Raw genomic sequence first — 26026 nt, 5'->3', positions numbered from 1 at the left:
ACCGTAATCTCACAGTCTCTCATCTATTCGTCCATTATCTTTTGTCTAATGCTCTTTTGGCTTGTAATTCGGATCGGTCGGGTCATATAACTTCGGAACCATTTTGATTTGTCTTAATAAAAGAAAAACAATAATCATCGACAACGAAATGAAAATCAACGTAAAAAAGTAAAACGAATATTGGATTCCCGGCATCGGTGTCACAGCATCAATTGTTCGCATAATCCCATAGATGATCCACGGTTGTCTTCCAACTTCGGTCACTGTCCAACCTGCTTCCAAAGCAATATATCCGAATGGAATTGCCACTACGAACATCTTCAAAAACCAAGGTTTCGTGAGCCAATGTTTCTTCCAAAAACTGGCAGTGAGATACAAAATTCCAATGCCCATCATCACCATTCCAAAAAATATCATAATCTGAAAAGCATAATGTACCACCGCAACCGGAGGCCATTCGTCTCTTGGAAAATCTTTCAGACCTTTCACTTCAGAATTAAAATCACCATCTGCAAGAAAACTCAAGACTTTCGGGATTTTTATCGCGTATTTTACTTCTGCTGTTTTCTCATCCGGAATACCGCCGATGACGAAGCTTGCACCTTTTTCGGTTTCAAAGTGCGCTTCCATCGCTGCCAATTTGATGGGTTGTCTTTTAGAGACAGATTTCGCCGCGACATCACCACTTATCGGTGCCAACACGGCTCCGATGATTGCAAATCCTGCCGCAATCCTGAACGCTTTGGTGTGGAAAACTATATTTTTCTTTTTTAAAATCATCAAGGCGTGGATTCCTGCAACCGCAAATCCAGTCGCTGCGAATGCGGCCACCGTCATATGAAAAGCCTGCGGAAACCAAGCCTCGTTGAACATCGCTTTGATTGGATCGATGTTCAGATATTCGCCATTAATATAATCAAAACCAGCTGGACTGTTCATCCAGGCATTCGCTGCAACCACGAGAATTCCGGAAGCTAATCCGCTCACGCCGACCACAACGCCACAAAACCAATGAAACCATTTGTTGAATTTTTCCCAGCCATAAAGAAAGAAACCAATCGCAATCGCCTCAATGAAAAACGCTGTTCCTTCCAATGAGAACGGCATTCCGAATATAGGACCTGCGTGTTCCATAAACTTTGGCCAAAGCAGACCGAGCTCAAAAGACAACATTGTCCCGGAAACTGCGCCGGTTGCAAAAAGAATCGCAACGCCTTTGCTCCAGGCTTTGGTGAGTCCTTTGTAAACTTCGTCTTTGGTCGTGAGGTATTTGTAGTGAGAAAATGCCATCAGGAAAGGCATCACCATCCCAACGCAGGCAAAAATGATGTGGAATCCCAGAGAAACTGCCATCTGCGAACGAGCAGCCATAAAATCATCCATAATCTTTATTTGATGGTAAAGTTAGTTCTAATTTCAAAGTTTCAATTGTGATTTGTCAAGACAATTGTCATATTTTGAGCAAAAGAAATGTTTAGATTTTATTAAATTTACAGATAATGAAAACCAGACGATTATAGTTTCATGTCAAATTAAAGCATTTAGCACGATGATAAATAAGTTTACGTATCTATTGATAATTTTCATTTTTATTGATTGTTCCAAAAAACAAGTTGTTGACAAACAAAATGAAAAGCTAAAGTCTTTTTACGATTTTAAATTTCTGATTCAAGTTGATGACGAAAGATACGGTGTCGTAGAGAGCTATGAATATAAAGGTATTGAAAATTTGGAAAAAGATAGCCTTTTAGTTTATTGTAAAAAAAATGTAAATAATAAAATACTTTTTGATACCACTAAAATTTCAAAACAAAAGATGGACACTTTATATTCTAAAATTACTCAAGAGTTAGAGCCAATTTATAAGGATAATAAAGCTAATGAAGTTATTCCTAGACCTCCATCTGGAGATGATGAATGGAAACGTTGTAAAATAGAATTGGATTTATTATTTAGAGGCGGGAATAAATATGTTTTAACTAAGACTAATTATAAAAGTTTTATCGATAATCTCAATATTAAATAAGTTTACGACATTAAAATCTTAATTACTTCTTAAGAAATTCGCAGTCTTTATATGCAAAAATTAATGAAAATCAAGTGGCTAATTTTTCTTAAATTTGCAGGTCTTATAAGGATTTCTTGTAAGCTTATTTTTTAATTAAAAATATCAAAGAATGTTACCAAAAATAAATCCACTCAACACTTCCGCCTGGAAAGCACTAAACGATCACTTTGCAAACAACGATTTTGAACTGAGAACTCTCTTTCAGTACAACGAAAACCGTTTCAAAGAATTTTCATTAGAGACAGAAAATTATCTTTTCGATTATTCCAAAAACTTAGCTGATTCCAGAACTATTGAATTGTTGCTTGATCTAGCGAAAGAAACCGAATTAAAATCGGCGATCAAAAGTATGTTCGCAGGAGACAAGATCAATGAAACGGAAGGTAGAGCAGTGCTTCACACAGCTTTGAGAGATTTTTCTGATAAAGAGATTTTGGTAGACGGCGAAAACATCAAACCTGGAATCAAAAAGGTTTTGGATCATATGAAAGCTTTTTCGGAAAACATCATTTCTGGTTCTCACAAAGGTTTTACAGGAAAAGAGATCACAGATGTTGTGAATGTTGGAATCGGAGGTTCAGATCTTGGACCAGTGATGGTTTGTTCTGCGTTGAAGCATTTCAAAACAAGATTGAACGTTCATTTCGTTTCCAATGTTGATGGCAATCACATGGCTGAGGTGGTGAAAGACCTTGATCCAGAAACCACACTTTTCATCATCGCTTCCAAAACATTTACGACTCAGGAAACAATGACGAATGCCAAATCTGCAAAAGATTGGTTCCTAAAATCTGGCGCAACTGAAGCGGATGTTGCAAAACATTTTGTAGCTTTATCAACTAATATTCAGTCGGTTAAAGCGTTCGGAATTGCGGAAGAGAACATCTTCGAATTCTGGGATTGGGTTGGCGGTCGCTACTCACTTTGGAGTGCGATTGGATTGAGTATCGTTTTATCTGTTGGTTATGAAAACTTCGAACAATTGTTGAGAGGCGCTCACGATACAGACGTTCATTTCCAAACTGCAGAATTAGAAAGTAATGTTCCCGTTTTGATGGGACTTTTAGGAATTTGGTACCGTAATTTCTTCGCCGCAGGAACTTATGCAATTTTGCCTTACTCTCAGTATCTAGATCGTTTTTCTGCATATCTGCAACAAGGTGATATGGAAAGCAACGGAAAATCGGTAGACAGAAATGGCGAATTTGTAGAATACGAAACTGGCCCGATCATCTGGGGGGAACCTGGAACCAACGGTCAGCACGCATTTTACCAATTGATCCACCAAGGAACAGAATTGATTCCTGCAGATTTCATTGCTTATGCAAAATCCCCCAATGAAGTGGGCGAGCATCAAGATATTTTGCTAGCAAACTATTTTGCGCAGACAGAAGCTTTGGCTTTTGGGAAAACAGAAGATGAGGTTTTCAATGAATTAAAATCATCTGGAAAATCTGAAGAGGAAACAGAATTCCTTTTGCCATACAAAGTTTTTGCAGGAAATACACCAACGAACTCATTCTTGTTCAAAGAATTGACGCCATTCACATTAGGACAATTGATTGCTTTTTACGAGCACAAGATTTTCGTTCAAGGTGTGATTTGGAATGTTTTCAGCTTTGACCAATTTGGTGTCGAATTAGGAAAAGTCTTGGCTGGAAAAATCCTTCCGGAATTGGAAGCAGAAGAAAATGTGGAAACACATGATAGCTCTACAAATGGTTTGATCAATTTCTACAAAAAAACCAGGTAATATGAGCAACAAACGTAATTTCTTCTACAAACTCCCGCCGGAATACAGATATATTGCACGTAGAATCTATTATTTCCCAATAGATTTTTATGAAAAAATAACGGGCAAAAGGGGAAAAGGTGTGCCTTCCAGAGGTGAGATTTTCATTGGCTCCGGAGATTTTGAAAAACAGGGAAAACATCAAGTAGAATTGTTAAAAAAATATGCCAGCTTAAAACCAGATGATAAGGTTTTGGATGTTGGCTCGGGGATTGGAAGAACTGCTTTTGCGCTTACGAAATATTTGAATGCCAATGGCAAATATGAAGGATTTGACGTGGTGAAAAAAGGTGTGGATTGGTGTAACAAAAACATCAATTCAAAATTTCCGAATTTCAACTTCAAGTTTGTTCCGCTTAACAATGAACTTTACAACAGTTATTCTGAAAAAGCGGTGGATTTCAAATTTCCGTATGAGAATGATAAGTTTCAGAAAGTTTATCTCTTCTCGGTTTTTACGCATATGAAAATTGAAGATATTAAGAATTATATATCAGAAATTCATAGAGTTTTAGAAAAGGACGGTGTTTGTTTGGCCACATTTTTTATCTATGACAAAGATGCAGATCTTACGCAGTTTCCAGGATTCAAATTTCCCGTTCTGAAAGATAGATACAGATTGATAGATGATAAGGTAGAAGAGGCAAATATTGCAATAGAAAAAGATTACCTCTCGGAGATGATTCAAAAAAGTGGATTGGAGGTAGTGGATTATGTAAAGGGATTTTGGAGTGACTTCACTTTAGATAAAAATGGAATCGATTTTCAAGATATCGCTATTATGAGGAAAGCTTAAAGTAAATAAATCTAAAAAGTAAAAAGAAAGTAAAAATGGCAAAAATTCTAGATGGACTCAAAGTCTCAAAAGAGGTAAAAGCTGAAATCAAAGAGGAAGTTGAAAGAATCCTCGCCAACCATAGAAGAGCGCCACATTTGGTAGCAATATTAGTTGGGAACAATGGAGCGAGCAAAGCCTATGTCAACAGTAAAGTGAAAGATTGTGAGGAAGTTGGATTCCAGTCCTCATTGATCAAATTCCCAAGCACAGTTTCAGAATCGGAATTGTTGGAAAAAATTGATGAGTTGAATAAGTCAAAAGCAGTGGACGGATTTATCGTTCAATTACCTTTGCCAAAGCAAATTGATCAGGAAAAGATCATTATGGCAATTGATCCAAGAAAAGATGTTGATGGTTTCCATCCAGAGAATTTTGGGAAAATGGCTTTAGAGATGGATACATTTTTACCAGCAACGCCATTCGGGATTCTCACCTTATTGGAAAGATATAATATTGAAACGAAAGGTAAGGACTGTGTGATTATCGGAAGAAGTAGAATCGTGGGAAAACCAATGAGCATCCTTATGGGGAGAAAAGATTTCCCAGGTAACTCTACCGTTACGCTTACGCATTCTTACACAGAGCATATAGAAGAATATACAAAACAGGCAGACATCGTCATCACCGCTTTGGGAGATCCAAATTTCCTTAAAGCCGATATGATTAAAAAAGGTGCAGTGATCGTGGATGTTGGAATTACCCGTGTAGAAGACGATTCCGAAAAAGGCTATCATCTTGCTGGCGATGTGGATTTTGATAGCTGTGCAGAAAAAGCAGAGTGGATAACGCCTGTTCCCGGTGGAGTAGGACCAATGACGCGGGCGATGTTGATGAAGAATACCATCATTGCCTACAAAACGTCTGTTTATAATGACTAAAATTTAAAAAATAACCAATTCTCAATATTGGAGATACTGAAAAGTCCTCTCCAAAGGAAAGGAATTTAGGGAGAGGATAATGACAAAAGAAGAGGAAAATATTTTACTGAAAGAAGGAAACCTTCTCCCTGTGATGGAACATTTTTACACCATCCAGGGAGAAGGTTTTCATGCTGGGAAAGCGGCATATTTCATTCGTCTTGGCGGTTGCGATGTCGGTTGCCATTGGTGCGACGTGAAAGAAAGTTGGGATCCGACGCTTCATCCAGTGATGAATGCAATAGAAATTGCAGAAACCGCGGCCAGACATTGCAAAACCATCGTTTTGACCGGAGGAGAGCCATTGATGTGGAATCTGGAAATATTGACCTCAAAGCTGAAAGAACTTGGTTGCACCATTCACATAGAAACTTCCGGCGCTTATCCGATGAGCGGCCATTTGGATTGGATCACGCTTTCGCCAAAGAAAACAGGACTTCCATTAGCAGAGATTTATACCAAAGCACACGAATTGAAAATGATTATTTTTAATAATAATGATTTTAACTTCGCGACAGAACAAGGCAGTAAAGTGAATGAAAATTGCGAACTCTATCTCCAAAGCGAATGGAGCAAGCGCGATGCCATGTATCCGAAAATTACAGATTTCATTTTGGAAAACCCGAAATGGAGATCATCCATCCAAACGCATAAATACCTGAACATTCCTTAATTTTTTTAAGCGTCTAAAGTCAGTGTATTTCGAGGCGATGAAGGCGATATGAACACCGGAATGAAAAAAAGAATCCTTGCCGACTCTTTTTATGTGAGAAACTGGAGCTTTAGTATGGATATTGTTATCATTCTAAAAACCGTGTTTCTACTCATCGTCGGCGACAAAAATGCGCGCTGATATTTTATCAGAAAAAGAACTAATTTTGTTTTATGTTAAAACGACTATTTACATCCATAGGAGAATATTTTTTGTTGCTGGGAAAAGCCATCAGCAAACCGCAAAAGCGGAATGTATATCTCAAGCTCCTCGTCAGAGAGTTTTATGATTTGGGAGTTAACTCCTTTGGATTGGTGCTGTTTACCTCGTTTTTCGTAGGTGCAGTTGTGGCGATTCAGATGTTTAATAACTTCGACGCTTCCTCTTTTCCTATTCCCAATAGTTTTGTAGGATATGCTACAAAAACAGTTTTGATTTTGGAATTCTCGCCAACGATTATCTCCGTGATTCTTGCTGGGAAAGTAGGTTCGTACATTGCCTCCAGTATTGGAACAATGCGTGTTACGGAACAGATTGATGCCTTGGATATTATGGGTGTCAACTCTCCCAATTTCTTGATTTTACCAAAGATTGTTGCCAGCGTGGTTTTCAACCCGATATTGATTGCAATTAGTATCGTCGTTGGGATTTGGGGCGGATATATTGCGGGATGGGCGACTGGAAGCTGGACAACGGGAGATTATATTACTGGAATCCAGATGTATATGCCATCATACTTTATTTGGTATGCATTTCTCAAAACAGCGGTCTTTGCTTTTTTGATTGCAACCATTCCAGCCTACTTTGGTTATAATGTGAAAGGTGGATCTCTAGAAGTTGGACGTGCAAGTACACAAGCGGTAGTTTGGACAATGATTGCTGTAATTATTATGAATTTATTATTAACCCAGATGTTCCTAAGCTAATGATAGAAGTTAAAGAATTAAGAAAGAGCTTCAATAGCGATGTTGAGGTTTTGAAAGGCATTACGACAACTTTCGAAACCGGAAAAGTCAACCTTATCATTGGGCAAAGTGGATCTGGAAAAACGGTTTTTTTAAAATCGCTTCTCAATGTTTATGAGCCTTCCAGTGGTGGGATTTTGTTTGATGGCCGAGATATTATGTCAATGTCAAGGGAAGAGAAGCAAGGTCTCCGTTCGGAGATTGGAACCGTTTTCCAAGGAAGTGCATTATTCGATTCAATGACTGTGGAGGAGAACATCAGCTTTCCGCTGGATATGTTTACCAATCTGACTTATCGCGAGAAAAAGAGAAAAGTGCTTGAGGTAATTGGAAGAGTAAACCTCGATAAAGCCAATAAAAAATATCCATCCGAGATTTCTGGAGGGATGCAAAAAAGGGTTGCCATTGCGAGAGCGATTGTCAACAACCCAAAATATCTTTTTTGTGATGAACCCAATTCTGGATTAGATCCATACACTTCCAATGTGATTGATGATCTGCTTTTGGAAATCACAAGGGAATACAACACAACCACCATCATCAATACACACGATATGAACTCTGTGATGACGATTGGTGAAAAAATCCTCTATCTGAGACAAGGAATCAAAGAATGGGAAGGTGACAAAAATATGTTGACGACAGCAAAAAATAAAAATCTTATAGATTTCGTTTATTCCTCAGAATTATTCAAGCAATTGAGAGAATTTATGTTAGAAAATCATCAAACAAGTTTAATTAACGATAAACCAGAAGACAATGAAAAAACTGATTAGTACAATTGGCGTATTGGCAAGTGTATTTGCTTATTCGCAGGTAACATTTGGAGCGAGAGCAAACGCGTTATTCAATACATCATCTGCAAGTTGGGACAACCTGAAGGGGACCTTCAACGGGGCTATTGATAGCAAAGGCGACAATGCAACAGGATTTAACGTAGGTTTGGCTGCAAAAATCGGATCTCCAGTTGGAGGATGGTTTGTAATGCCGGAGATTTATTATACATCTATCAAGAATAAAAACACGGTAGATGGTGTTGAATTGGAAGCTAAAAGCGATAGAATAGATGTTCCTGTGTTGGTCGGTCATAATTTCCTTCTAGGAAAGTTGGCCGCTTTTGTAGGGCCCGTTGCTTCTTATAATTTAGGGACAGACAAAACTTATGCAAGCTTCAAAGAGAATGCAAAAAATGAATTCACTGTAGGTTACCAATTTGGAGCACAGGCAACGCTTTCCAAATTTGTAGTGAATGCAAGATATGAAGGTGCTTTTTCCAAAGATACAAGAATCTTCACTTCTGTTGCAGGACAAGAGATCAGATATGACAACCGTCCAAGTATGTTCATCCTAGGTATTGGATATAACTTCAACTAAGAAACGTCAACAACAAAAAATAAAAAGGCTGGAAAAATTAATTTCCAGCCTTTTTCATATATAGACCTTAAAAATTCACAAACTCAATTCTTGTGAGAGATTGATTTTGTATTACAAAAGTAGACGGTCTGAGCGAATTTTCTTTTAACGTAATAAATAAAAAACATAACAATATTAATATGTTTTGTTTATTTTTACATAAAATTAGCATTAACTGGAATGAAAGTAATTCTAGAACATATTTCGCCGGACGACAATAGCTCCTTCAAAGTATTCCATATTAAGGACATTCCGATCTCGGAACTTCATTGGAAATATCACTATCATCCTGAGATTGAGATTGTTTGTGTACTGAAAGGAAAAGGGACTCGACACGTTGGTTACCACAAAAGTCACTTCGAAGATGGTGCGTTGGCTCTTATTGGTTCTAATATTCCTCACTCTGGGCTTGGACTTAATGCCACAGATCCACACGAGGAAATCGTAATATTATTCAAAGAAGAAATTCTCTCTTTACCTGATACGGAGCCAGAAACCAATTCAATCAAACGATTATTGGAAATGTCACGTTATGGCGTTCTTTTCTCGTCGGAGGTGAAGAATCAAATTATTCCTAAACTTAAATTAATAACTGAAACAGAAGGCTATTCGAGATATTTGCTACTTCTTGATCTTCTGCACGACCTTGCGAAAACAGAAGACTACGAATTGTTGAATACCGAAATAATGCCTTACACCATCGTTTCCAGAAATAGAAACAGATTGGAAGCGGTTTTCACCTATGTAGAAAATGGCTATCAAAATGAGGTTGATATTCAACAAGCGGCAGACTTGGCAAATCTTACAAAGCCAGCATTTTGCAACTTTTTCAAAAAAGCTACTTCCATTACTTTTGTGGAATTTGTAAACAGATATAGGATTGATAAAGCCTGCATCCTGCTTTCACAAGAAAAAAGCATAGCAGAAAGCTGCTATGCTACAGGTTTTAATAATATTACTTATTTTAATAAAATTTTCAAGAAGTATACCAAGACGACGCCTGGTCAATTCATTAGAAGCCTTTGATTAATAACTTCCACTGTTCGGATTATTCTCAACACGTTGTTTTTCCAACTCCAACTCCGCCTTTTCTTGCTGAAGTGTTTTGAATTCTCTTCTCAATTGTGCTTCCTTCACAGCGTTGCCTTTGCTGACGTAGCCAACCAATCCGCCAATGATCAATCCGATTCCTATGCCGGAAAGTGCACCGTAAATAACTCTAAGGTCAATTGCCATATCATTAAGATAGAACAGCAATGCACCTAGTCCCAGTAAAATAATTCCTATTACAACTAAACTTTTCATCTCTAAATGTTTTTACTAATATAGTGAATTAAAGTTTACCCCCAGCAGCTTTGTAATATTCCAAAGCTTTTGGCATATCAGCGTTTAGATCGGCAATTCTGTTTTCAGGATTTGGGTGCGTGGACAAGAACTCAGGCGTTTTTCCTCCGCCACCAGATGCTTGTTGCATTCTTTGCCAAAATGATGTAGAAGTTCTTGGGTCATATCCGGCCATTGCCATTAGGTAAAGACCCATCTTATCAGCTTCCAATTCTTGTTTTCTTCCATAAGAAAGTAAACCAACTTGAGCCCCGTAAGGATAAAGCTGCTTCACAACACCCATCAGTTTTGAATTGCCGGATGCGCCTCCGAGAGCAGCACCGCCATATTCCGCTAACATTGCTTGCGAGATTCTTTCGTTTCCGTGTCCTGCAAGGGCGTGCGAAACTTCGTGTCCCATCACTACGGCAACACCGTTTTCATCTTTACAAACAGGCAAAATTCCTGTATAGAAAGCTACTTTTCCGCCCGGCATACACCAAGCATTCAATTGCTTATCCTCAATAAGATTGAATTCCCAGCTGTAATTTGCCAAGTCAGATTCTCTACCAATTGATTTATAATAAGCGTAAGCGGCATTTTTGATTTTCCCACCTACGTTCTTAACTCTGTTTGCATCAGCTGTTCCTGTGACTACCTTACCACTAGAAAGTGCTTTTCTGTACTCGCCAGAGGCAGCGGTTGCGATTTCTGCATTATTTGCAAATTGAATGGATGACCTTCCTGTAACCGGATTGGTAACACAAGCCGTAATTCCCAGACCAGCTAATAATAATGTTGAAATTTTTAAAATTTTCATCGTTTTATATTTTAAATATTATTTGTGTTTTACAAGTTCTATTCCAAAAATTATTCTTTGTTCAGGAACGCGTCCCAACCTTGGGCAGTCAAAGGAATCAATTGGTTTGAACCTCTGGCGATCAGGAAATTACCGTCGTTGTTTTCAGTTGCGTGACCAATAATGGTAAAGTCTGGATGATTCTTGATTTTATCAAAATCATTAGGTGAGATTGTGAAGAGTAATTCATAATCCTCACCGCCATTTAGTGCGGCCATTGCAGGATTCAGGTTGAGGTCATCAGCTGTATGAATCGTGGATTCGTCCATCGGGATTTTCTCTTCATAAAGATTAAAACCAACCTTCGACTGATCCGACAAATGAAGAACCTCCGAAGCCAAACCGTCAGAAACATCAATCATAGACGTTGGTAAAATATCCAGTTCCTCTAATTTTTTCTTGATATCCGTTCTTGCTTCCGGTTTCAATTGTCTTTCTAAGATGTAATCAAATCCTTCCATTTCGGGTTGCATATTTGGATTTGCCAGAAAAACCGAATGTTCTCTTTCCAAAATCTGCAGTCCAAGATAAGCGCCTCCCAAATCTCCGGTAACCACCAAAAGGTCATTTGGTTTTGCGCCACTTCTTTTGACAATGTTTTGTTCTTTTTCAAGTCCGATTGCTGTGACGCTTATCACCAATCCAGCATTGGAACTTGTTGTATCTCCGCCAATTAAGTCAATTTTATATCTTTTGCAAGCCAAAGATATTCCGTCATAGATTTCTTCCAAAGCTTCCACCGGGAAACGACTGGAAACAGCAACAGAAACCAAGATTTGAGTAGGCGTTGCATTCATTGCGGCAATATCGCTGAGGTTGACAACAACAGATTTGTAGCCCAAATGTTTCAATGGGACATAGCCTAAATTGAAATGAACACCTTCCGCCAACATATCCGTGGAAACAACAACTTTTTGACCTTCAGCATCAATAATTGCCGCATCGTCGCCGATGGAAAGTTTTGTAGAATTCTGAACAATTGGGAAATTTTCCGTCAAATGTTTTATCAAACCAAATTCTCCCAATTTGGAAATGGGCGTTAGTTCTTGTGATTTATCTTCGAGCATTTTTATAAATGATAATTGATTAATGATGATTGATCAATGACAAGCGAAAAAAATCTTTTATCGATTGTCATCAATCATTTATTTAAATATTTCCGGACTAACATTCTCCGGTCGGAAAGGCAGAGTTTTCAGAAAATCTCTAGTAATGATGTTCACGTTCTCAGATTTGAATTCATTCATTACCAAGATGATATCTTCTGGTGGCGTTGTTATTTTTCTTAGCATAATATCAATCCAAACGCCAGTTGCTTCTGCAGTTGCACAATGCGTTCCGTCTGGCAGATAAAATTTGTGAACAAACTGGTAGATAGAACCGTCTTCCGAAATTGAAGCCACTTCCAAACCTACAAAAACCGTCTGATCTGCATAGATTTCTCGGAAGAAAGAATATTTCTCGTGCATCATCACAGGTCCAACTCCCCAACGGTTGAGTTGTGTCAACCCAATTTTGTTTTTGTTGAGAAAAGCCATTCTCGTTTGCGAGCAATAATCAACATAAGTTGAATTTCCCAAATGACGGTTGGCGTCGATATCGCTCCATCTCACTTCAAATTTATGATAATACACAGACATTTTTCTGATTTTAATATTCTTCAAAATTAACCATTTGAGGTGGATTTTAAAAATGTAATTTTGTGCATAGAATAATAGCGACGAAGTCGTGACATATTGGTAGAATAATTAGATAATATAATTTTTGTTTTGAACATATCGACGTAGATGCGATATGTTTGTAGAAAAAATTAGAAGCACCAACTTAAAGCTCCAGCGTAGCGACATCTTGGTTTATAAGATTAAATTAATGTCAAAAAAGAAAAGAATAATCATCATAGGTGGAGGCGCAGCTGGTTTTTTCACCGCGGCAAATCTTGATGAGAACAAATATTACGTGACAATCCTCGAGCAAAACTCCGATGTTTTGCAGAAAGTGAAAATCTCCGGTGGGGGACGATGCAACGTGACGCACGCTTGCTTTGATCCGAGAGAATTGGTGAATTTTTATCCAAGGGGAAATCGAGAATTGCTGAGTGTTTTCACCAAGTTTCAACCAGGCGACACGATGGATTGGTTTGAAACCAGAAATGTTCCTTTGAAAATTGAAAAAGACAATCGCGTTTTTCCAACCACAGATTCTTCGCAAAGCATCATTAATGCGATGATTGATGAAGTCCGAAATAAAAACTTCGAAGTCAAAACGCAGGTTTCTGTTTCTGAGATTATTAAACAAGAAGAAACTTATTTGATTAAAACAAAACAGGGCGATTTCACAGCAGATATTGTGATTTACACGACTGGAAGTTCTCCGAAATCTGTAAAGTTGATTCAGAATCTAGGGCACAAAATTGTGGAGGCAGTTCCATCGCTTTTCACTTTTAATATTAAGGATGATTTGCTGAAAGATCTTCCCGGAACGAGTTTTGAAAATGCAGAAGTCAGCATTCCGAGTTTGAAAACCGAAGAATCCGGGCCACTTCTTATCACACATTGGGGACTTTCTGGTCCGGCGGTTTTGAAAATTTCGGCTTGGGAAGCGAGAAATTTGGCTAAGCTGAAATATAATTTTGAGATCGAGGTGAATTTTATTTCGAAACCACTTTCGGAAGCTGAGGAAGAATTGAAGGAATTCAAAAACAGCAATCCGAAAAGATCTATCGAGAAATCAAAAATATTTGATGTGACGAATCGTTTTTGGAACAAGATCCTTGAAATTAGTCATATCAATCCAGAAAAACAGATCGCTAATATCACAAAAAAAGAATTAGATTTGATTCTGGAAAATCTTTGTGCGAAAAAATTAAAAGTCACAGGAAAATCGACTTTCAAAGATGAATTCGTAACCGCGGGAGGTGTAAATTTGAAAGAAATTAATTTTAAAAACATGTCTTCAAAAATTATTTCTGATTTTTACATTGCTGGCGAAGTTCTTGATATAGATGCTGTTACAGGTGGCTTTAATTTTCAAGCTTGCTGGAGCGAAGGCTGGTTGATTTCGCAACATCTTAATACATTATAAATAAAATCTTTTGCTAACTTTACCATCATAATTAATTTTTATAAAATAAAATGAAATTCTCAAAAAATATTACCAAAGCTTTAGTTTTATCACTGTTTTTTATTCTCGCTTCTTGCTCTACGAGAGTGGTTTCTCCAAACAAACCGATGAAGGATAACTCGCTGGACCTATATAAAACTTATACCATCCAGACCAAGGATGCAAAATCTCAAAAAGTGGAAGTTTTGAAAGTAGATGCAACCAAGATTTACGGAAAAAACAGAGCAGGCGAAATGGTGGAAATTGAGAAAAGCGAAGTTAGAGAAATCAAAAAACCAGATTATTTGGTTTCTGCTATTATTGCAATTGCAGCGATTGCAGCGGTTGTTTTTATTCCTATTTAATCCAGAGCAATGCTCCCGCTTATAAAGTCCAAAGGTTTAATGGTAAGAATGATTCTTGCCATTATTTTTATATACTTTTTTGGGCTAATGCTGAAAATTACTTTAGACTACGTTCCCGTGAGTTCTAATGTAAGTTTTCTGATGATAAAACAAACGGAAGTCACTTCCCGGCCAGAATATCTTCCCATTTTTTACATACACATTTACAGCAGTATTTTCGCTTTGATGGCAGGATTTATTGCTGTTTTTTTTGATAAGAAGCTGAAATATCTGCATCGGTTTTCTGGGCGGATCTATGTTTTTACAACCTTGCTTTTATCTTCATTATCAGGAGTTTACATCGGTGTTTTTGCTAATGGCGGATTGGTGGCGAAAGTGTCGTTTGTTATCCTCGGAATACTTTGGTTTTATACGACTTATAAATCCTATGTTGAAATCAGGAAAGGCAATATTCAGCAACATCAATTCTGGATGTGGCGCAGTTACGCATTGGCGCTTTCTGCAATTACGTTGCGGATGTGGAAGGTAATTTTAGTATATTTATTCCATCCCAATCCGATGGATGTTTATCAAATTATTGCTTGGCTTGGTTGGGTTCCGAACTTATTATTTGTGGAATATCTAATCAAAAAACAAAAACGATGAAAAGCATTAATCTAATTTTCGCAAGTCTGATTTTCGCAATTTCTATAATTTCTTGTAAGAAAGAAGAGAAAACAAACGAAAACATCAAAACCGATTCTGTGGTTTCTAAAAAAGAGGTAGAGCAGGAATTTCATAAAGAGTGGTACGGCATTTACACCGGCGAATTCAATACAAGAGAAAATTCAATAGAATATAACAAGGGAATAGAAGAGTACAAAAGAATCTCTGTGAAGATCAACCGGATCACAAAAGACAGTGTTTACGGCTATTCTGTTGTGAATGGGAATCAAAGACCTTTCCGAGGAATTCTAAATGAAAATACATTGGGATTTGTTCTTGATGAACCAGGAAATGACAAATCGGATGGGAGATTCCAATTGAAATTGAAACAAGATAGCTTGATTGGAGATTGGATCGCCTTTAATAAATCATCGGTCAAATCGCCTGAAAAAACTTTGAAACTGACAAGAAAAGAGTTTGCCTACAATCCAAATTTTATGCTTTCTAAGGATAATTCTGAAGACAGTGATTATGAAAATCCCGTGGATTGGAATGACGGAAAAGCGAAGAAAAATACCTATGTGAACAATGAAGGCGAAACGCAAGTTTCCGAACTTACTTTTTACAGAAGCGCTTCCGATAGTGTTTTTAAAATCAACGCCTCAAAGCAAAAACTGACTGAGAAAGATTTGAAGAACCTTAGAAAACTGGATCTTCAAATTATCAGAAATACGGTTTTTGCCCGTCACGGCTATTCATTCAAAAAGGAAACTTACCGCAGCTTTTTTGAAAATGCAGATTGGTATGTTCCGGTTTCAAACAATGTGGATGCCGACTTGACGCCACTTGAAAAAGAAAATGTTGCGCTATTAGCTCGTTTCGAAAAGTATGCGGAAGACCATTATGATACTTTTGGGCGATAGGCTTTGCCTTCAATCAAGAATAAAACCACGCATCCCGCAAAATAACAAAGAATATCCAGCCAACTAAATGAATTTCCCAAGACAATCATCATCAACCGATTGTCTTTGAAACCGAGAACTTCGGCAAAGTGGAAATATTGGAGAAATTCTATCAAACAAGAAAAAATAAAGATGCCGATGATCAATTTCACAGGTTCAAAATCGAAGAACGCCTTGATGAAATAATACATCAGCATCACCACGAAAACGTCGCCCAGGTAGGCTCTAACGAAAAACCAATCTTTGAGTTTGGTCGCAATCAGAATCTCTACTAAGAAAATGGCGATGGCAATCAGAAGGTTTTTTAGACTGAATTTAAAATTAATTTTCACGGGAATAGTTTATAAATCATAACAAAAAATCGAGGCAATTATTACCTCGATTGTTTTATTTTTTCACTTTGATCGTGCAACCAATGGCTACAGTTTTCTCCGTTTTCACGGCTTCATTTTTTAATAATTGATTCACGGCATCTTGCGCGTAAAACTCGGAAACATCATTTGGATTTTCGTAATTGTTGTCGATGGCGCCGATGTATTTCACGATATTTTTTCCATTTTCTTTTTCCAGAATATAAACGTGAGGCGTTTTTGTAGCGCCATAGATTGGATAGATCTTCTGACCTTCGTCCACCAAATATGGGAACGTAAAACCTTTTTCCTTCGCTCTCGTCTGCATTTCTGCAAAACCGTCCTGAGGCTGTACCGTCGCATCGTTCGGATTGATTGCAATCACCGGATAACCTTTGCTTTTGAACATTTTGTCTAGCGCGATGATTCTGTCCTCGTACTTCTTCGCGTACGGACAATGGTTGCAAGTGAAAATCACGATAAAACCTTTCGCCGATTTATAATCGCTGAGAGAAACCATTTTTCCATCGATGTTTTTCAATTTGAAATCTGTGGCTTCATCACCAACTTGATATCCTGAATTGATTGTTTTAATTGATGAAAAACTTAACAATCCTAAAATCATCATTAATCCAAACGATAGCCATTTTATTTTTTTCATAATATTATAATTTATTGATTTAATTAATCATAATTTCAAAAGCCAATTGCTAAAAGCCAACAGCCATAAGCTACTTATAATTTTTATCGATCGCTGTTTTCAATTCTTGAAGCGACATTTCGCCGTTGTTGAAGAAGACTTTTTCCCCATTTTTGTAGAATAGCGTAACCGGAATTTCGCCTTCCCAATCTTTTTGGAATCTCGGGATCCAATTGTTCATCCGCTTGACATCATCCAAAATCACAACTTCGGCGGTCAGGTTCTTGGTTTTTATAAAATTAAGGACTTTCTCTTTGTCTCTCGCCATATCAAGCGAAACCAACAGCATTTTGAAATCCGGATTTTGGGAATATTCTTTGTTGACTTCCATGAAATTTGGCAATTCCTTTACACAAGGCGCGCAAGTGGTTGCCCAAAAATTGAGAACTACAAATTTGTCTTTTGACTGTTGGAGATGTTTTTCGAGATCTTCATATTTGATTAATGAAACCTCGCTTTGAACTTGCGCATTCATCATCATAGGGAAAATCAGCAAAAGGAATTTTAATAAAATCTTCATGTTCAAATTTAAAAATAGTTTTTGACACTTCCATCAAATTCTGTAAATCAATATCTTTTGAAAAAAACTATGAAAAAACTTATTTTATTATTTGGAGTTCTCTTAAGCATTTTTGCGTACTCCCAAAGTGAAGAAAAGAATGCAATTGAAGAGAAAGCCTATTTTCCCAAAGGTAATCAAGTATTCAGAACAATGATTTCTAAAAACATAAGAACGGACAAGATTGTGTCCAATGGAAATCAAAATATTCATTGCGAATTAACTTTTGTAATTGATAGAGAAGGAAATATAACAGACGTCAAAGCTTTTGGTGATAATAAGGAATTCAATGACGAAGCAGTAAATGCTATTTCACAAATTAAAGAAAAGTGGATTCCAGGAAAGATAAATGGTGTTGCTGTGAGATCTCGATATAAAGTTCCTTTAGATATGAAATTTGAGAATGATACGCAACCAACCTATTTTAGAAGTAACGAAGGATTCATACAAGGAGTTAAAGAAAAAATTTCTTTCAAGAAAATCAAAGAAAAAGAAAACATGTTTTGTGAGATTTCATTTGTTGTAGAAACAAACGGGAAAATTAGTAACATTAATGTAACTGGTGATAATGAATCTTTAAATAAAGAAGTGATTCGTGCGGTTTCAAAAATAAAAGGAAGATGGAACCCAGCAATAATAAATGGAGCTGTTGTAAGTCAAGTTTTTAAACTACCATTAGAAATTAATGTAATAAGATAGATAAATCAGTTCGGTTTGATTTTTGACCTAATGATTATATAACCATAAAATTTACCACGATGAAAAAGTTATTATTAATCGGTTCCTTAGCATTATTTGCAACCAGTTGTATTCCCGATAAAGACAAGCGCGAACAACGCAAAGACGATCACAGCGCAGAACATATGAGAAATCAAGGCGTAGATTCGAGTGCAGTTTCTACGGATGAAAAAGTAGATACAGTCGCGGTGGAAAAAAAGTAAATCAGAATTACTTACCAATCATCTTTTTGATGGAATTCAGTTTCATCAAAGCTTCAATTGGCGTCAAAGTATTGATGTCAATTTTTGTGAGTTCTTCTCGGATGTTTTCCAAAACCGGATCATCCAATTGAAAAAATGAAAGCTGAAGATTTTCTTCGGTCACACGTTTTATTTTGTCGCCAGATTCTTGTGTTGATCGGTTGGATTCCAAAGTTTTCAAGATCTCATTCGCACGATTCACCACTTTCGACGGCATTCCAGCCAACTTTGCCACGTGAATCCCGAAACTATGTTCACTTCCGCCAGAAATCAATTTTCTTAAGAAAATAATTGTTCCTTTTGCTTCTTGGATGGAAACGTGGAAATTTTTGATTCTTTCAAAGTTGATGGACATTTCGTTCAACTCGTGATAATGCGTTGCGAAAAGCGTTTTCGGTTGCGTTGGATGTTGATGGAGATATTCTGCAATCGCCCAAGCGATGGAAACACCGTCGTAAGTGGAAGTTCCACGCCCTATCTCATCAAGCAATATCAAACTTCTGTCCGAGATATTATTAAGGATATTCGCGGCCTCATTCATTTCCACCATAAACGTCGATTCGCCAGCCGATAGATTATCCGACGCACCAACTCTCGTAAAAATTTTGTCTAAAGTTCCAATCTCAGCGTGTTTCGCCGGAATAAAACTTCCGATTTGAGCGAGCAGAGAAATAATCGCGGTTTGTCTCAGAATCGCTGATTTACCAGCCATATTCGGTCCGGTGACCATTATGATTTGTTGTGAATCTCTGTCCAGAAAAACATCATTCGGAATGTAAGATTCGCCAAGAGGTAAAGATTTTTCGATGATCGGATGTCGTCCTTCTTGGATGTTGATGGAGAAAGAATCGTTTAGAATTGGTTTTGTATAATTATCCTCAACCGACAATTCCGATAAACCAACCGCGCAATCCAATTCACCGATCAATTTTGAATTTTCCTGCAACTGATCGATATAGATCATCACATTGTCGCAAACATTTCTGTAAAGTTTAAATTCAAGCGCGCTGATTTTATCCGTTGCGCCCAAAATCTGAGTTTCATATTCTTTAAGTTCTTCCGTAATGTAACGTTCGGCATTCACCAAAGTTTGTTTACGGATCCATTCGGCCGGAACTTTATCTTTATGGGTATTTCGAACTTCGATGTAATATCCAAAAACGCCGTTGAAATCGATTTTCAAACTTGTTATTCCAGTTCTTTCGATTTCGCGCTGGCACATCTCATCCAGGAAACCTCGACCTTTACTTTGAATGTTTCTCAGATGGTCCAGTTCTTCGGAAATTCCCTCTCGGATCACGTTGCCTTTACTGATATTGACGGGAAGCTCATCATTCAAATGATTCTTAATGAAATCGATTAACTCATCAAGGTTGATAATCGGGTCCAGCCAAGCCAAAACATCTGGAAATTTCAAAAGTTTTGTTCTGATTTCCTGAATGTTGACAACCGATTGGCGGAGATAACCTAATTCTTTCGGTGAAATCTTTTCGGCGGCCAATTTTCCAATTAATCTGTCCAAATCAGAAATGCCTTTCAACAGATCCTTGATGTCATATTTCAAAGCATCTTCCTTATTCAAAAACTCGATGAGATTAAGTCTTCTGTTGATGTCACCGATATTTTTAAGAGGAAGAATGATCCGTCTTCTCAACAATCTTCCGCCCATTGGCGTAGAAGTTTTATCAATAATATCCAGAAGCGATTTCCCTTGCTGACTTGCCGAATAAACGATTTCCAGATTCCTCAAAGTGAAACCATCCATCATCAGATAATCATCTTGCGGAATCAGATTGATTCTTGTAATGTGTTGTAAAAGTGCGTGATGCGTATCTTCCACCAGATAAGCAAAGATAGCTCCCGCTGCAGTCACACCCAATTTATGTTCCTCAATCCCAAAACCTTTCAAAGATTGCGTTTTGAAATGCGAAGTCAGTTTTTCATAAGCATAAGGATATCGGAAAGCCCAATCTTCCAGCTTGAAAGCGCTTTTGTTTTTTAATTGACTCGGAAGTTCAGTAGTTCTTTGGTAGATAATTTCGCTCGGATCAAAAGTATGAACAATATGAAGCAACTTCTCAAGATTGCCTTCGCTCACTAAGAATTCCCCGGTGGAAACATCTACCAAAGCCAATCCGTATTTCTCTTTTTCTTTGTGAAGAGAAAGCAGGAAATTATTTTTCTTGGAACTCAAAACCTGATCGTTGAACGTCACGCCAGGTGTCACCAATTCTGTCACACCACGTTTCACGATGCCTTTGACGGTTTTCGGATCTTCCAATTGGTCACAAATCGCAACACGCAATCCGGCTCTCACGAGTTTTGGCAAGTAGGAATCCACAGAATGATGCGGAAATCCTGCCAGCTCGATATGACCTTCGCCATTGGCTCTTTTGGTCAAAACAATGCCAAGAATCTGAGACGTTCTAATGGCATCTTGTCCAAAAGTTTCGTAGAAATCTCCCACGCGGAACAGCAAAAGTGCATCAGGATATCTTGCCTTGATGGTGTTGTATTGCGTCATTAACGGGGTTTCTTTCTTAGCCAAAGTTTTGATTTTAGAAGCGCTAAAATACGAATTAATTCAGAGATTATATGACCGAGATAATTGTCGTGTTTAGAATTTTCAGTCATAAGCTTACTCTTAATTAAAAGAAAATTAGAAATAATCCGTTTAATTCTTAAATTTGGCTAATGAAAAATATTTATCTCCTTATTATATCATTTTCTCTGATAAGCTGTTATACCTACAAAGTCAAGGCAGAAGGTGAGGAAAAACCACAGGAAAAGCGTGAAACACCCGTGAAATCTGCTACAAATATTGAAAGTATTGAAAGAAGCGTTGCTTCTCCTCAAGCAAGTCTTACTGCAATTGAGTCTGCGGTGGCACAGAAATCTAAAATCGACAGGAATAAGACTAAGGCCAAAGCGCCAACAGGAACGGGCATTGAAGCCAAGCTTGAACCAAGCAAGTTTTATAAAATCGAAGCGGCGGGAAGATCGCACAAGATCCAGGTTGATAAATGGGAAAGTGATACGCTGGTAGCCCACGTGATCCATAAACCGAAAAAGATTCTGAAATTTCACAAAAATCAAATCAACCAATCAACGATTGCGGAAAGACAATTCTCAAATCCAACTGCGGACATCATCACAGTTGCAGCCTACGCATCTGTTGGTGTGGGAATTTATTTATTAGTAAAATAATCGGCTTTGATTCAAAATTCGGTTTATTTAAATCAAGCATTTGTTTAATTTTAAATCGGAATCATAAATAATATCATTCGAAATTTATTTATAATTATTTTAAATAATCTCATATTTGTAATCACGAAAGTTCAAACTTATCTACTGATTTGACTTTTGAAATATAACCTATTGATTCACAATGAAAATTGAGCAAATATATACCGGTTGTCTTGCGCAGGGTGCGTACTACATCGTCTCCGAAAACGAAGCGGCGATCATTGATCCGCTGAGAGAGATCAAACCTTACCTCGAGCGTTTGGAGAAAGACCAGGTAAAACTCAAATATATTTTTGAGACGCATTTCCACGCAGATTTTGTTTCTGGACATCTAGATCTTTCCAAAAAAACTGAGGCTCCAATCGTTTATGGACCAACTGCAAAACCAGAGTTTGAAGCGATCATTGCAGAAGACAATCAGATTTTCGAAATCGGTAAAGTCCAAATCAAAGTCCTTCACACACCAGGTCATACATTAGAAAGTTCAACGTATCTTTTGATCGACGAAAATGGAAAGGAAACCGCTATTTTTTCTGGTGACACACTGTTTTTAGGTGATGTTGGAAGACCTGATTTAGCTCAAAAAGCCGGCGAAATCACAGAAAAAGATTTGGCTGGAATGTTATATGAAAGTCTCCACAGCAAGATTTTGCCTTTGGATGATTCTATCACAGTTTATCCTGCTCACGGCGCGGGTTCTGCTTGTGGGAAAAATATGCAGAAGGAAACAGTGGACACTTTGGGAAATCAAAAAAAGACCAATTACGCTCTTAACCAACCAACTAAAGACAGCTTCATTGCTGAGGTTTTGGATGGTTTGACAGCGCCACCAAAATATTTTGGGATGAATGTTGCCTTGAACAAAGGTGGCTACGAAAGTTTCGAAAAAGTCCTTAAAAAAGGAAATAATCCCATCGCAGTAGAAGATTTTGAGATAGCGGTTGAAGAAACCGGCGCTTTGATTTTGGATACAAGAAGTGCGGGAGATTTCCATAAAGGTTTTGTTCCAAATTCAATAAACATCGGCATCAAAGGTGATTTTGCACCTTGGGTCGGCGCGATGATCGTGGATGTGCAACAACCGATTATTCTGGTTTCAGATTTGGGAACTGAAGAGGAAGTAATTACGAGATTGAGTAGAGTTGGTTTTGATAACGTGGTTGGATTTTTAGAAGGAGGCTTTGAAAGCTGGAAAAATTCTGGAAAAGAAATTGATGAGATCAAAAGAATCTCTGCTGAACAATTTGCTTCCGAATATTCTCAAAATCAAAAAGTTATCGACGTTAGAAAAGAGACAGAATACGAAGCAGAACACATTGATGAGGCTTACAGCAAACCGTTGGCTTACATCAATGATTGGGTCAATTCCATCGATAATTCTGAGCATTTTCATCTGCATTGCGCAGGTGGTTACAGAAGTATGATTGCGGCCAGTATTTTGCAGTCAAGAGGTTATAGGAATTTTACCGAAGTGGAGGGCGGTTTCAATGCCATCAAGAAATTCGATAATGTTCCGACGAGTAATTTTGTTTGTCAAACAAAGACTTTATAATAAAGGCTTCGAGAACCTCAGCCTGACAACGCAAAATCAAACTCTAACTTCTAATATCTTTAAAAAATGTCACAAAAATTTCAAGAACTCATCCAATCCGAACGACCTGTTCTTATTGACTTTTTTGCCACTTGGTGTCAGCCGTGCAAAGTTCAATCCTCAGTTTTGAATTCTGTAAAAGAAAAGGTTGGCGAAAAAGCCAGAATCGTAAAAATTGACATCGACCAATTTCCGTCCATCGCCAATCAATATAATGTTCGAGGTGTTCCGACGTTAGCTGTTTTCAAAAATGGAGAAATGCTGTGGAAAGAAAGCGGTGTTCACGATGTGAATTCTTTGGTTGGCGTGTTGGAGCAGTATTCTAATTAAGATTAAATCTGTTTAATATTTTCTAAATTAAATTCTTTTCTGAATTTTCTTTTCAAATAATTAATTATTAAGGTTCGCATTACAATTCCAAACAAAGCAAATCCAAAAATTAGAATAGTTGGTGCAATTGACAGTTCTTTTGTTTCAGAATAAGCTAATAAATTGAAAACGAAGAAAGAAATAATTATAACAATTATGCTAAATATTTTCGATGCCTTTGTTGTATCAATTTCATATTCAATGTTATAATTAGATTTGTTTTTTTTGTACGTACCTCTTATTCTAAATGGTTTTAATGATGGAATAAAAGTATTCAAATTCAAATCAAAAGAATCTTTATCATAACTACCACAGAAAGGTTTGTCTGTAAATATTTTAGGTGTCAAAAACCAGAATAATTTTTCTTTTGCTATTAATATTTTCAACTTATAATTAAAATCTTTTGATGTCGCAGAATACTTCATATTTAATGCTCAATTTCAAACCTATCTCTCTCAGCCAAAAACGGAAACTTATTTCGAAATTCCTTTAATTTGTCCAAATTCCACTCAGAAATAATAACATTATTTTCCCGTTCAGAAATTTCTTTTCCATCGGGGAAATAGACCAATGAACTTTCTTCATAATCATTTTTATAGCCATCTGTTCCAATTCTATTCAAGCCGAAAAGAAAAGCTTGATTCTCGATGGAACGCGCTTTTAATAGAGCTTTCCAAGCTTCAACTCTGGAACTTGGCCAATTCGCAACATAAAGAATCGCATCATAATCATCTTGATTTCTGGAGAAAACTGGGAAACGCAAATCGAAACAAACTTGCAATAGAATTCTGAAACCTTTGTATTCTACAACTTTGCGTTCGGTTCCAGCGGTGTAAACTTTATCTTCCCCAGAGTAGGAAAACAAATGTCTCTTATCATAATATTCAAAATTGCCATCCGGGAAAACGAAATAAAAACGGTTGTAAAATTTACCATCGTCTTCCACAGAAACGCTTCCTGCAACTGCTGAGTTTTTTGATTTTGCAAAAGATTTCATCCAGGTCGATGATTCATTATTTCGGTCTGCAACTTCATCAGCCTCCATACAAAATCCGGTGGAAAACATTTCTGGAAGTAGGAAAATATCGGCTTCAATCGTTGAAAATTCATTCTCAATCATTCTGAAATTCTCTTCTTTATTTTTCCAGACGATGTCTAGATTTAGACCTGCGATTTTGAGTGTTGACATTTCTTAAATATTTATAATGCAATTTATTAATTTAAAATTCGTTTTTATGATTAATGGTAGACTTTAATCTTTCATTAAAATTTTTAATGAAAGATTATCATAACAAAGTCTTAATAAAATCACCTGCAAAAATCCCTTATTAAGTTAAACTATCCTAAAGAATTGTTAAAAACGGTCATATTAACTTATTGAAAATGATATAATTGTAATTTTGCACCACTAAAAAAATAAAAAATATTATTAATTTATGAAGAAATTCCAATTGTTATTAGGCCTGTTTTATTTGATTGCCACTTCATTTTATCCATCCAATTCTGAGAATCATTCTCAATCAAAAAAAGTCGTAAAAGAAACAAAACTAAGTCCTAAGAAGAATTTCTCACCAGTGAACGAAGCAGAAGAAGTGTACAAAAACCTACAGTTTGAAGGAGAAAAATTGAATTTTGAAGTCTTTGAAAAAGCATTTTTAGGATTCCAAAATTTGAAAAAATCTGGCAAACTGCAACCAACAGCGCATTTGCTTTCAGTTTGTGACTTCAGCCTTTCTTCCAACAAGAAGCGCCTTTGGGTGATCGATACTGATGAGAAAAAATTATTGTTCAATTCCTTGGTAGCGCACGGAAAGGGAACAGGCGAAGAGTTCGCAATGAATTTTTCCAACACGGAGGATTCGCACCAGTCAAGTCTCGGATTCTACATCACAGAGCAAACTTACAATGGTGATAACGGCTATTCGCTAAGACTATTCGGAGTTGACAAAGGTTACAACGACGCGGCGCTGGAAAGATGCATCGTGATGCACGGCGCAAATTATGTGAGCGAAGATTTTATCAAAGCTGAAAAGCGATTGGGTAGAAGTTGGGGTTGTCCGGCAGTGCCGAGAGAATTGGCGCAACCAATCATCAATACGATAAAAGACAGAACTTGTTTGTTCATCTATTATCCGGACCAGAATTATCTTTCAAGTTCGGAATGGTTGAAAAACAGCGAACAAAAAGACCAGATTCTGAATTCTACTGAGCAGAAAATGGCGACGAATTAATTGTAATAAAATTTAATAGAAACAAAAATCCCTTCAGAACTT

31 protein-coding genes are annotated in these 26026 nt (G+C 37.2%); 20 read left to right on the top strand and 11 right to left on the bottom strand.

Going from position 1 to position 26026, the window contains the following annotated elements:
- Window positions 1-45: 45 nt before the first annotated feature.
- Window positions 46-1383, bottom strand: a complete 1338-nt coding sequence (locus IO90_RS02355; protein ID WP_034963549.1) for a cytochrome ubiquinol oxidase subunit I — start codon at window positions 1381-1383, stop codon at window positions 46-48.
- A gap of 52 nt (window positions 1384-1435) precedes the next feature.
- Between IO90_RS02355 and IO90_RS02350 the strand changes: the two genes are divergently transcribed.
- The 10 genes from IO90_RS02350 (at window position 1436) to IO90_RS02310 (ending at window position 9731) form a co-directional block, all read left to right on the top strand.
- Entirely contained in the window at window positions 1436-2026 is a 591-nt protein-coding gene (locus IO90_RS02350; RefSeq protein WP_131450805.1) for a hypothetical protein, read from the top strand.
- A gap of 151 nt (window positions 2027-2177) precedes the next feature.
- Window positions 2178-3821, top strand: a complete 1644-nt coding sequence (gene pgi / locus IO90_RS02345; protein ID WP_034963545.1) for a glucose-6-phosphate isomerase — start codon at window positions 2178-2180, stop codon at window positions 3819-3821.
- Window position 3822: 1 nt separating this feature from the next.
- Entirely contained in the window at window positions 3823-4656 is an 834-nt protein-coding gene (locus IO90_RS02340) for a class I SAM-dependent methyltransferase (RefSeq protein WP_034963543.1), read from the top strand.
- Between the two features lie 35 nt (window positions 4657-4691).
- A complete protein-coding gene (locus tag IO90_RS02335) occupies window positions 4692-5576 on the top strand; it encodes a bifunctional 5,10-methylenetetrahydrofolate dehydrogenase/5,10-methenyltetrahydrofolate cyclohydrolase (RefSeq protein WP_034963541.1) in 885 nt (294 codons plus the stop codon).
- A gap of 79 nt (window positions 5577-5655) precedes the next feature.
- Window positions 5656-6288, top strand: coding sequence for a 7-carboxy-7-deazaguanine synthase QueE (locus IO90_RS02330; RefSeq protein ID WP_034963539.1), 633 nt, complete (start codon window positions 5656-5658; stop codon window positions 6286-6288).
- A 48-nt stretch (window positions 6289-6336) separates the two neighbouring features.
- Entirely contained in the window at window positions 6337-6468 is a 132-nt protein-coding gene (locus IO90_RS19215; RefSeq protein ID WP_117596573.1) for a sugar transferase, read from the top strand.
- A gap of 32 nt (window positions 6469-6500) precedes the next feature.
- On the top strand, window positions 6501-7253 hold the full coding sequence (locus tag IO90_RS02325) for an MlaE family ABC transporter permease (RefSeq protein WP_034963536.1): 753 nt from the start codon (window positions 6501-6503) through the stop codon (window positions 7251-7253).
- The gene (locus IO90_RS02320) at window positions 7253-8068 is read left to right on the top strand and encodes an ABC transporter ATP-binding protein (protein ID WP_034963534.1); all 816 of its coding nucleotides are present in this window, start codon (window positions 7253-7255) and stop codon (window positions 8066-8068) included. The genes IO90_RS02325 and IO90_RS02320 overlap by 1 nt, the downstream gene beginning before the upstream one ends.
- A complete protein-coding gene (locus IO90_RS02315; RefSeq protein ID WP_034963532.1) occupies window positions 8052-8666 on the top strand; it encodes an outer membrane beta-barrel protein in 615 nt (204 codons plus the stop codon). The genes IO90_RS02320 and IO90_RS02315 overlap by 17 nt, the downstream gene beginning before the upstream one ends.
- Before the next feature lie 219 nt (window positions 8667-8885).
- Window positions 8886-9731 carry an AraC family transcriptional regulator gene (locus tag IO90_RS02310; protein ID WP_034963530.1) on the top strand — a complete coding sequence of 282 codons (846 nt, stop codon included), beginning with the start codon at window positions 8886-8888 and terminating at the stop codon, window positions 9729-9731.
- Here the strand turns inward: IO90_RS02310 and IO90_RS02305 are convergent, their stop codons facing one another.
- The 4 genes from IO90_RS02305 to IO90_RS02290 all read right to left on the bottom strand — a co-directional run bounded on the left by IO90_RS02305 (window position 9732) and on the right by IO90_RS02290 (window position 12527).
- Window positions 9732-10010, bottom strand: a complete 279-nt coding sequence (locus tag IO90_RS02305; RefSeq protein ID WP_034963528.1) for a hypothetical protein — start codon at window positions 10008-10010, stop codon at window positions 9732-9734. It lies immediately after the preceding gene.
- Between the two features lie 28 nt (window positions 10011-10038).
- A complete protein-coding gene (locus tag IO90_RS02300; protein WP_034963527.1) occupies window positions 10039-10848 on the bottom strand; it encodes a M48 family metallopeptidase in 810 nt (269 codons plus the stop codon).
- Between the two features lie 50 nt (window positions 10849-10898).
- A complete protein-coding gene (thiL, locus tag IO90_RS02295; protein WP_034963525.1) occupies window positions 10899-11954 on the bottom strand; it encodes a thiamine-phosphate kinase in 1056 nt (351 codons plus the stop codon).
- 78 nt (window positions 11955-12032) lie between these two features.
- On the bottom strand, window positions 12033-12527 hold the full coding sequence (locus IO90_RS02290) for an acyl-CoA thioesterase (protein ID WP_034963523.1): 495 nt from the start codon (window positions 12525-12527) through the stop codon (window positions 12033-12035).
- 229 nt (window positions 12528-12756) lie between these two features.
- On the opposite strand from IO90_RS02290, the gene IO90_RS02285 reads away from it, so the two are divergent.
- From IO90_RS02285 to IO90_RS02270, 4 genes are read left to right on the top strand one after another with little or no spacing between them, the layout of a single operon-like run.
- Window positions 12757-13968 carry an NAD(P)/FAD-dependent oxidoreductase gene (locus tag IO90_RS02285; protein WP_034964221.1) on the top strand — a complete coding sequence of 404 codons (1212 nt, stop codon included), beginning with the start codon at window positions 12757-12759 and terminating at the stop codon, window positions 13966-13968.
- Window positions 13969-14018: 50 nt separating this feature from the next.
- Window positions 14019-14351 carry a bacteriophage spanin2 family protein gene (locus IO90_RS02280; RefSeq protein ID WP_034963521.1) on the top strand — a complete coding sequence of 111 codons (333 nt, stop codon included), beginning with the start codon at window positions 14019-14021 and terminating at the stop codon, window positions 14349-14351.
- Between the two features lie 9 nt (window positions 14352-14360).
- Window positions 14361-14996, top strand: a complete 636-nt coding sequence (locus IO90_RS02275; protein WP_034963520.1) for a DUF2306 domain-containing protein — start codon at window positions 14361-14363, stop codon at window positions 14994-14996.
- Window positions 14993-15919 carry a YARHG domain-containing protein gene (locus IO90_RS02270; RefSeq protein ID WP_034963518.1) on the top strand — a complete coding sequence of 309 codons (927 nt, stop codon included), beginning with the start codon at window positions 14993-14995 and terminating at the stop codon, window positions 15917-15919. Before IO90_RS02275 ends, IO90_RS02270 begins: the two co-directional genes overlap by 4 nt.
- Here the strand turns inward: IO90_RS02270 and IO90_RS02265 are convergent.
- The 3 genes from IO90_RS02265 to IO90_RS02255 form a co-directional block, all read right to left on the bottom strand.
- Window positions 15898-16290, bottom strand: coding sequence for a DUF2809 domain-containing protein (locus tag IO90_RS02265; RefSeq protein ID WP_051878201.1), 393 nt, complete (start codon window positions 16288-16290; stop codon window positions 15898-15900). The genes IO90_RS02270 and IO90_RS02265 overlap by 22 nt on opposite strands.
- 55 nt (window positions 16291-16345) lie before the next feature.
- Entirely contained in the window at window positions 16346-16969 is a 624-nt protein-coding gene (locus IO90_RS02260) for a thioredoxin family protein (RefSeq protein WP_034963516.1), read from the bottom strand.
- A 70-nt stretch (window positions 16970-17039) separates the two neighbouring features.
- Window positions 17040-17528: a TlpA family protein disulfide reductase gene (locus IO90_RS02255; RefSeq protein ID WP_034963514.1), complete on the bottom strand. Its 489-nt coding sequence runs from the start codon at window positions 17526-17528 to the stop codon at window positions 17040-17042.
- A gap of 69 nt (window positions 17529-17597) precedes the next feature.
- Between IO90_RS02255 and IO90_RS18250 the strand changes: the two genes are divergently transcribed.
- The gene (locus IO90_RS18250; RefSeq protein WP_131450804.1) at window positions 17598-18266 is read left to right on the top strand and encodes an energy transducer TonB; all 669 of its coding nucleotides are present in this window, start codon (window positions 17598-17600) and stop codon (window positions 18264-18266) included.
- A gap of 59 nt (window positions 18267-18325) precedes the next feature.
- Window positions 18326-18508 carry a hypothetical protein gene (locus IO90_RS02245; protein WP_034963512.1) on the top strand — a complete coding sequence of 61 codons (183 nt, stop codon included), beginning with the start codon at window positions 18326-18328 and terminating at the stop codon, window positions 18506-18508.
- 7 nt (window positions 18509-18515) lie between these two features.
- Here the strand turns inward: IO90_RS02245 and mutS are convergent, their stop codons facing one another.
- Window positions 18516-21071 carry a DNA mismatch repair protein MutS gene (gene mutS, locus IO90_RS02240; protein WP_034963510.1) on the bottom strand — a complete coding sequence of 852 codons (2556 nt, stop codon included), beginning with the start codon at window positions 21069-21071 and terminating at the stop codon, window positions 18516-18518.
- Window positions 21072-21241: 170 nt separating this feature from the next.
- On the opposite strand from mutS, the gene IO90_RS02235 reads away from it, so the two are divergent.
- The 3 genes from IO90_RS02235 (at window position 21242) to IO90_RS02225 (ending at window position 23714) form a co-directional block, all read left to right on the top strand.
- Window positions 21242-21754, top strand: a complete 513-nt coding sequence (locus tag IO90_RS02235; RefSeq protein ID WP_034963508.1) for a hypothetical protein — start codon at window positions 21242-21244, stop codon at window positions 21752-21754.
- Window positions 21755-21935: 181 nt separating this feature from the next.
- The gene (locus IO90_RS02230) at window positions 21936-23345 is read left to right on the top strand and encodes an MBL fold metallo-hydrolase (RefSeq protein WP_034963506.1); all 1410 of its coding nucleotides are present in this window, start codon (window positions 21936-21938) and stop codon (window positions 23343-23345) included.
- A gap of 66 nt (window positions 23346-23411) precedes the next feature.
- Window positions 23412-23714: a thioredoxin family protein gene (locus IO90_RS02225; RefSeq protein WP_034963504.1), complete on the top strand. Its 303-nt coding sequence runs from the start codon at window positions 23412-23414 to the stop codon at window positions 23712-23714.
- Between the two features lie 2 nt (window positions 23715-23716).
- Here IO90_RS02225 and IO90_RS02220 read toward each other — a convergent pair whose 3' ends face one another.
- Together IO90_RS02220 and IO90_RS02215 are read right to left on the bottom strand one after the other, a co-directional pair.
- Entirely contained in the window at window positions 23717-24178 is a 462-nt protein-coding gene (locus tag IO90_RS02220) for a hypothetical protein (RefSeq protein WP_034963502.1), read from the bottom strand.
- A gap of 2 nt (window positions 24179-24180) precedes the next feature.
- A complete protein-coding gene (locus IO90_RS02215; RefSeq protein ID WP_034963499.1) occupies window positions 24181-24942 on the bottom strand; it encodes an amidohydrolase in 762 nt (253 codons plus the stop codon).
- 247 nt (window positions 24943-25189) lie between these two features.
- Here IO90_RS02215 and IO90_RS02210 point away from each other — a divergent pair, with 247 nt between their 5' ends.
- The gene (locus IO90_RS02210; RefSeq protein WP_034963497.1) at window positions 25190-25984 is read left to right on the top strand and encodes a murein L,D-transpeptidase catalytic domain family protein; all 795 of its coding nucleotides are present in this window, start codon (window positions 25190-25192) and stop codon (window positions 25982-25984) included.
- The last annotated feature ends 42 nt before the right edge of the window (window positions 25985-26026 follow it).

Source organism: Chryseobacterium sp. FH1, from assembly GCF_000735135.1.
Classification (GTDB): Bacteria; Bacteroidota; Bacteroidia; order Flavobacteriales; family Weeksellaceae; genus Epilithonimonas.
Note: the sequence above shows the minus strand (reverse complement) of the source record. Positions and strands in the feature narration are given on the sequence as shown.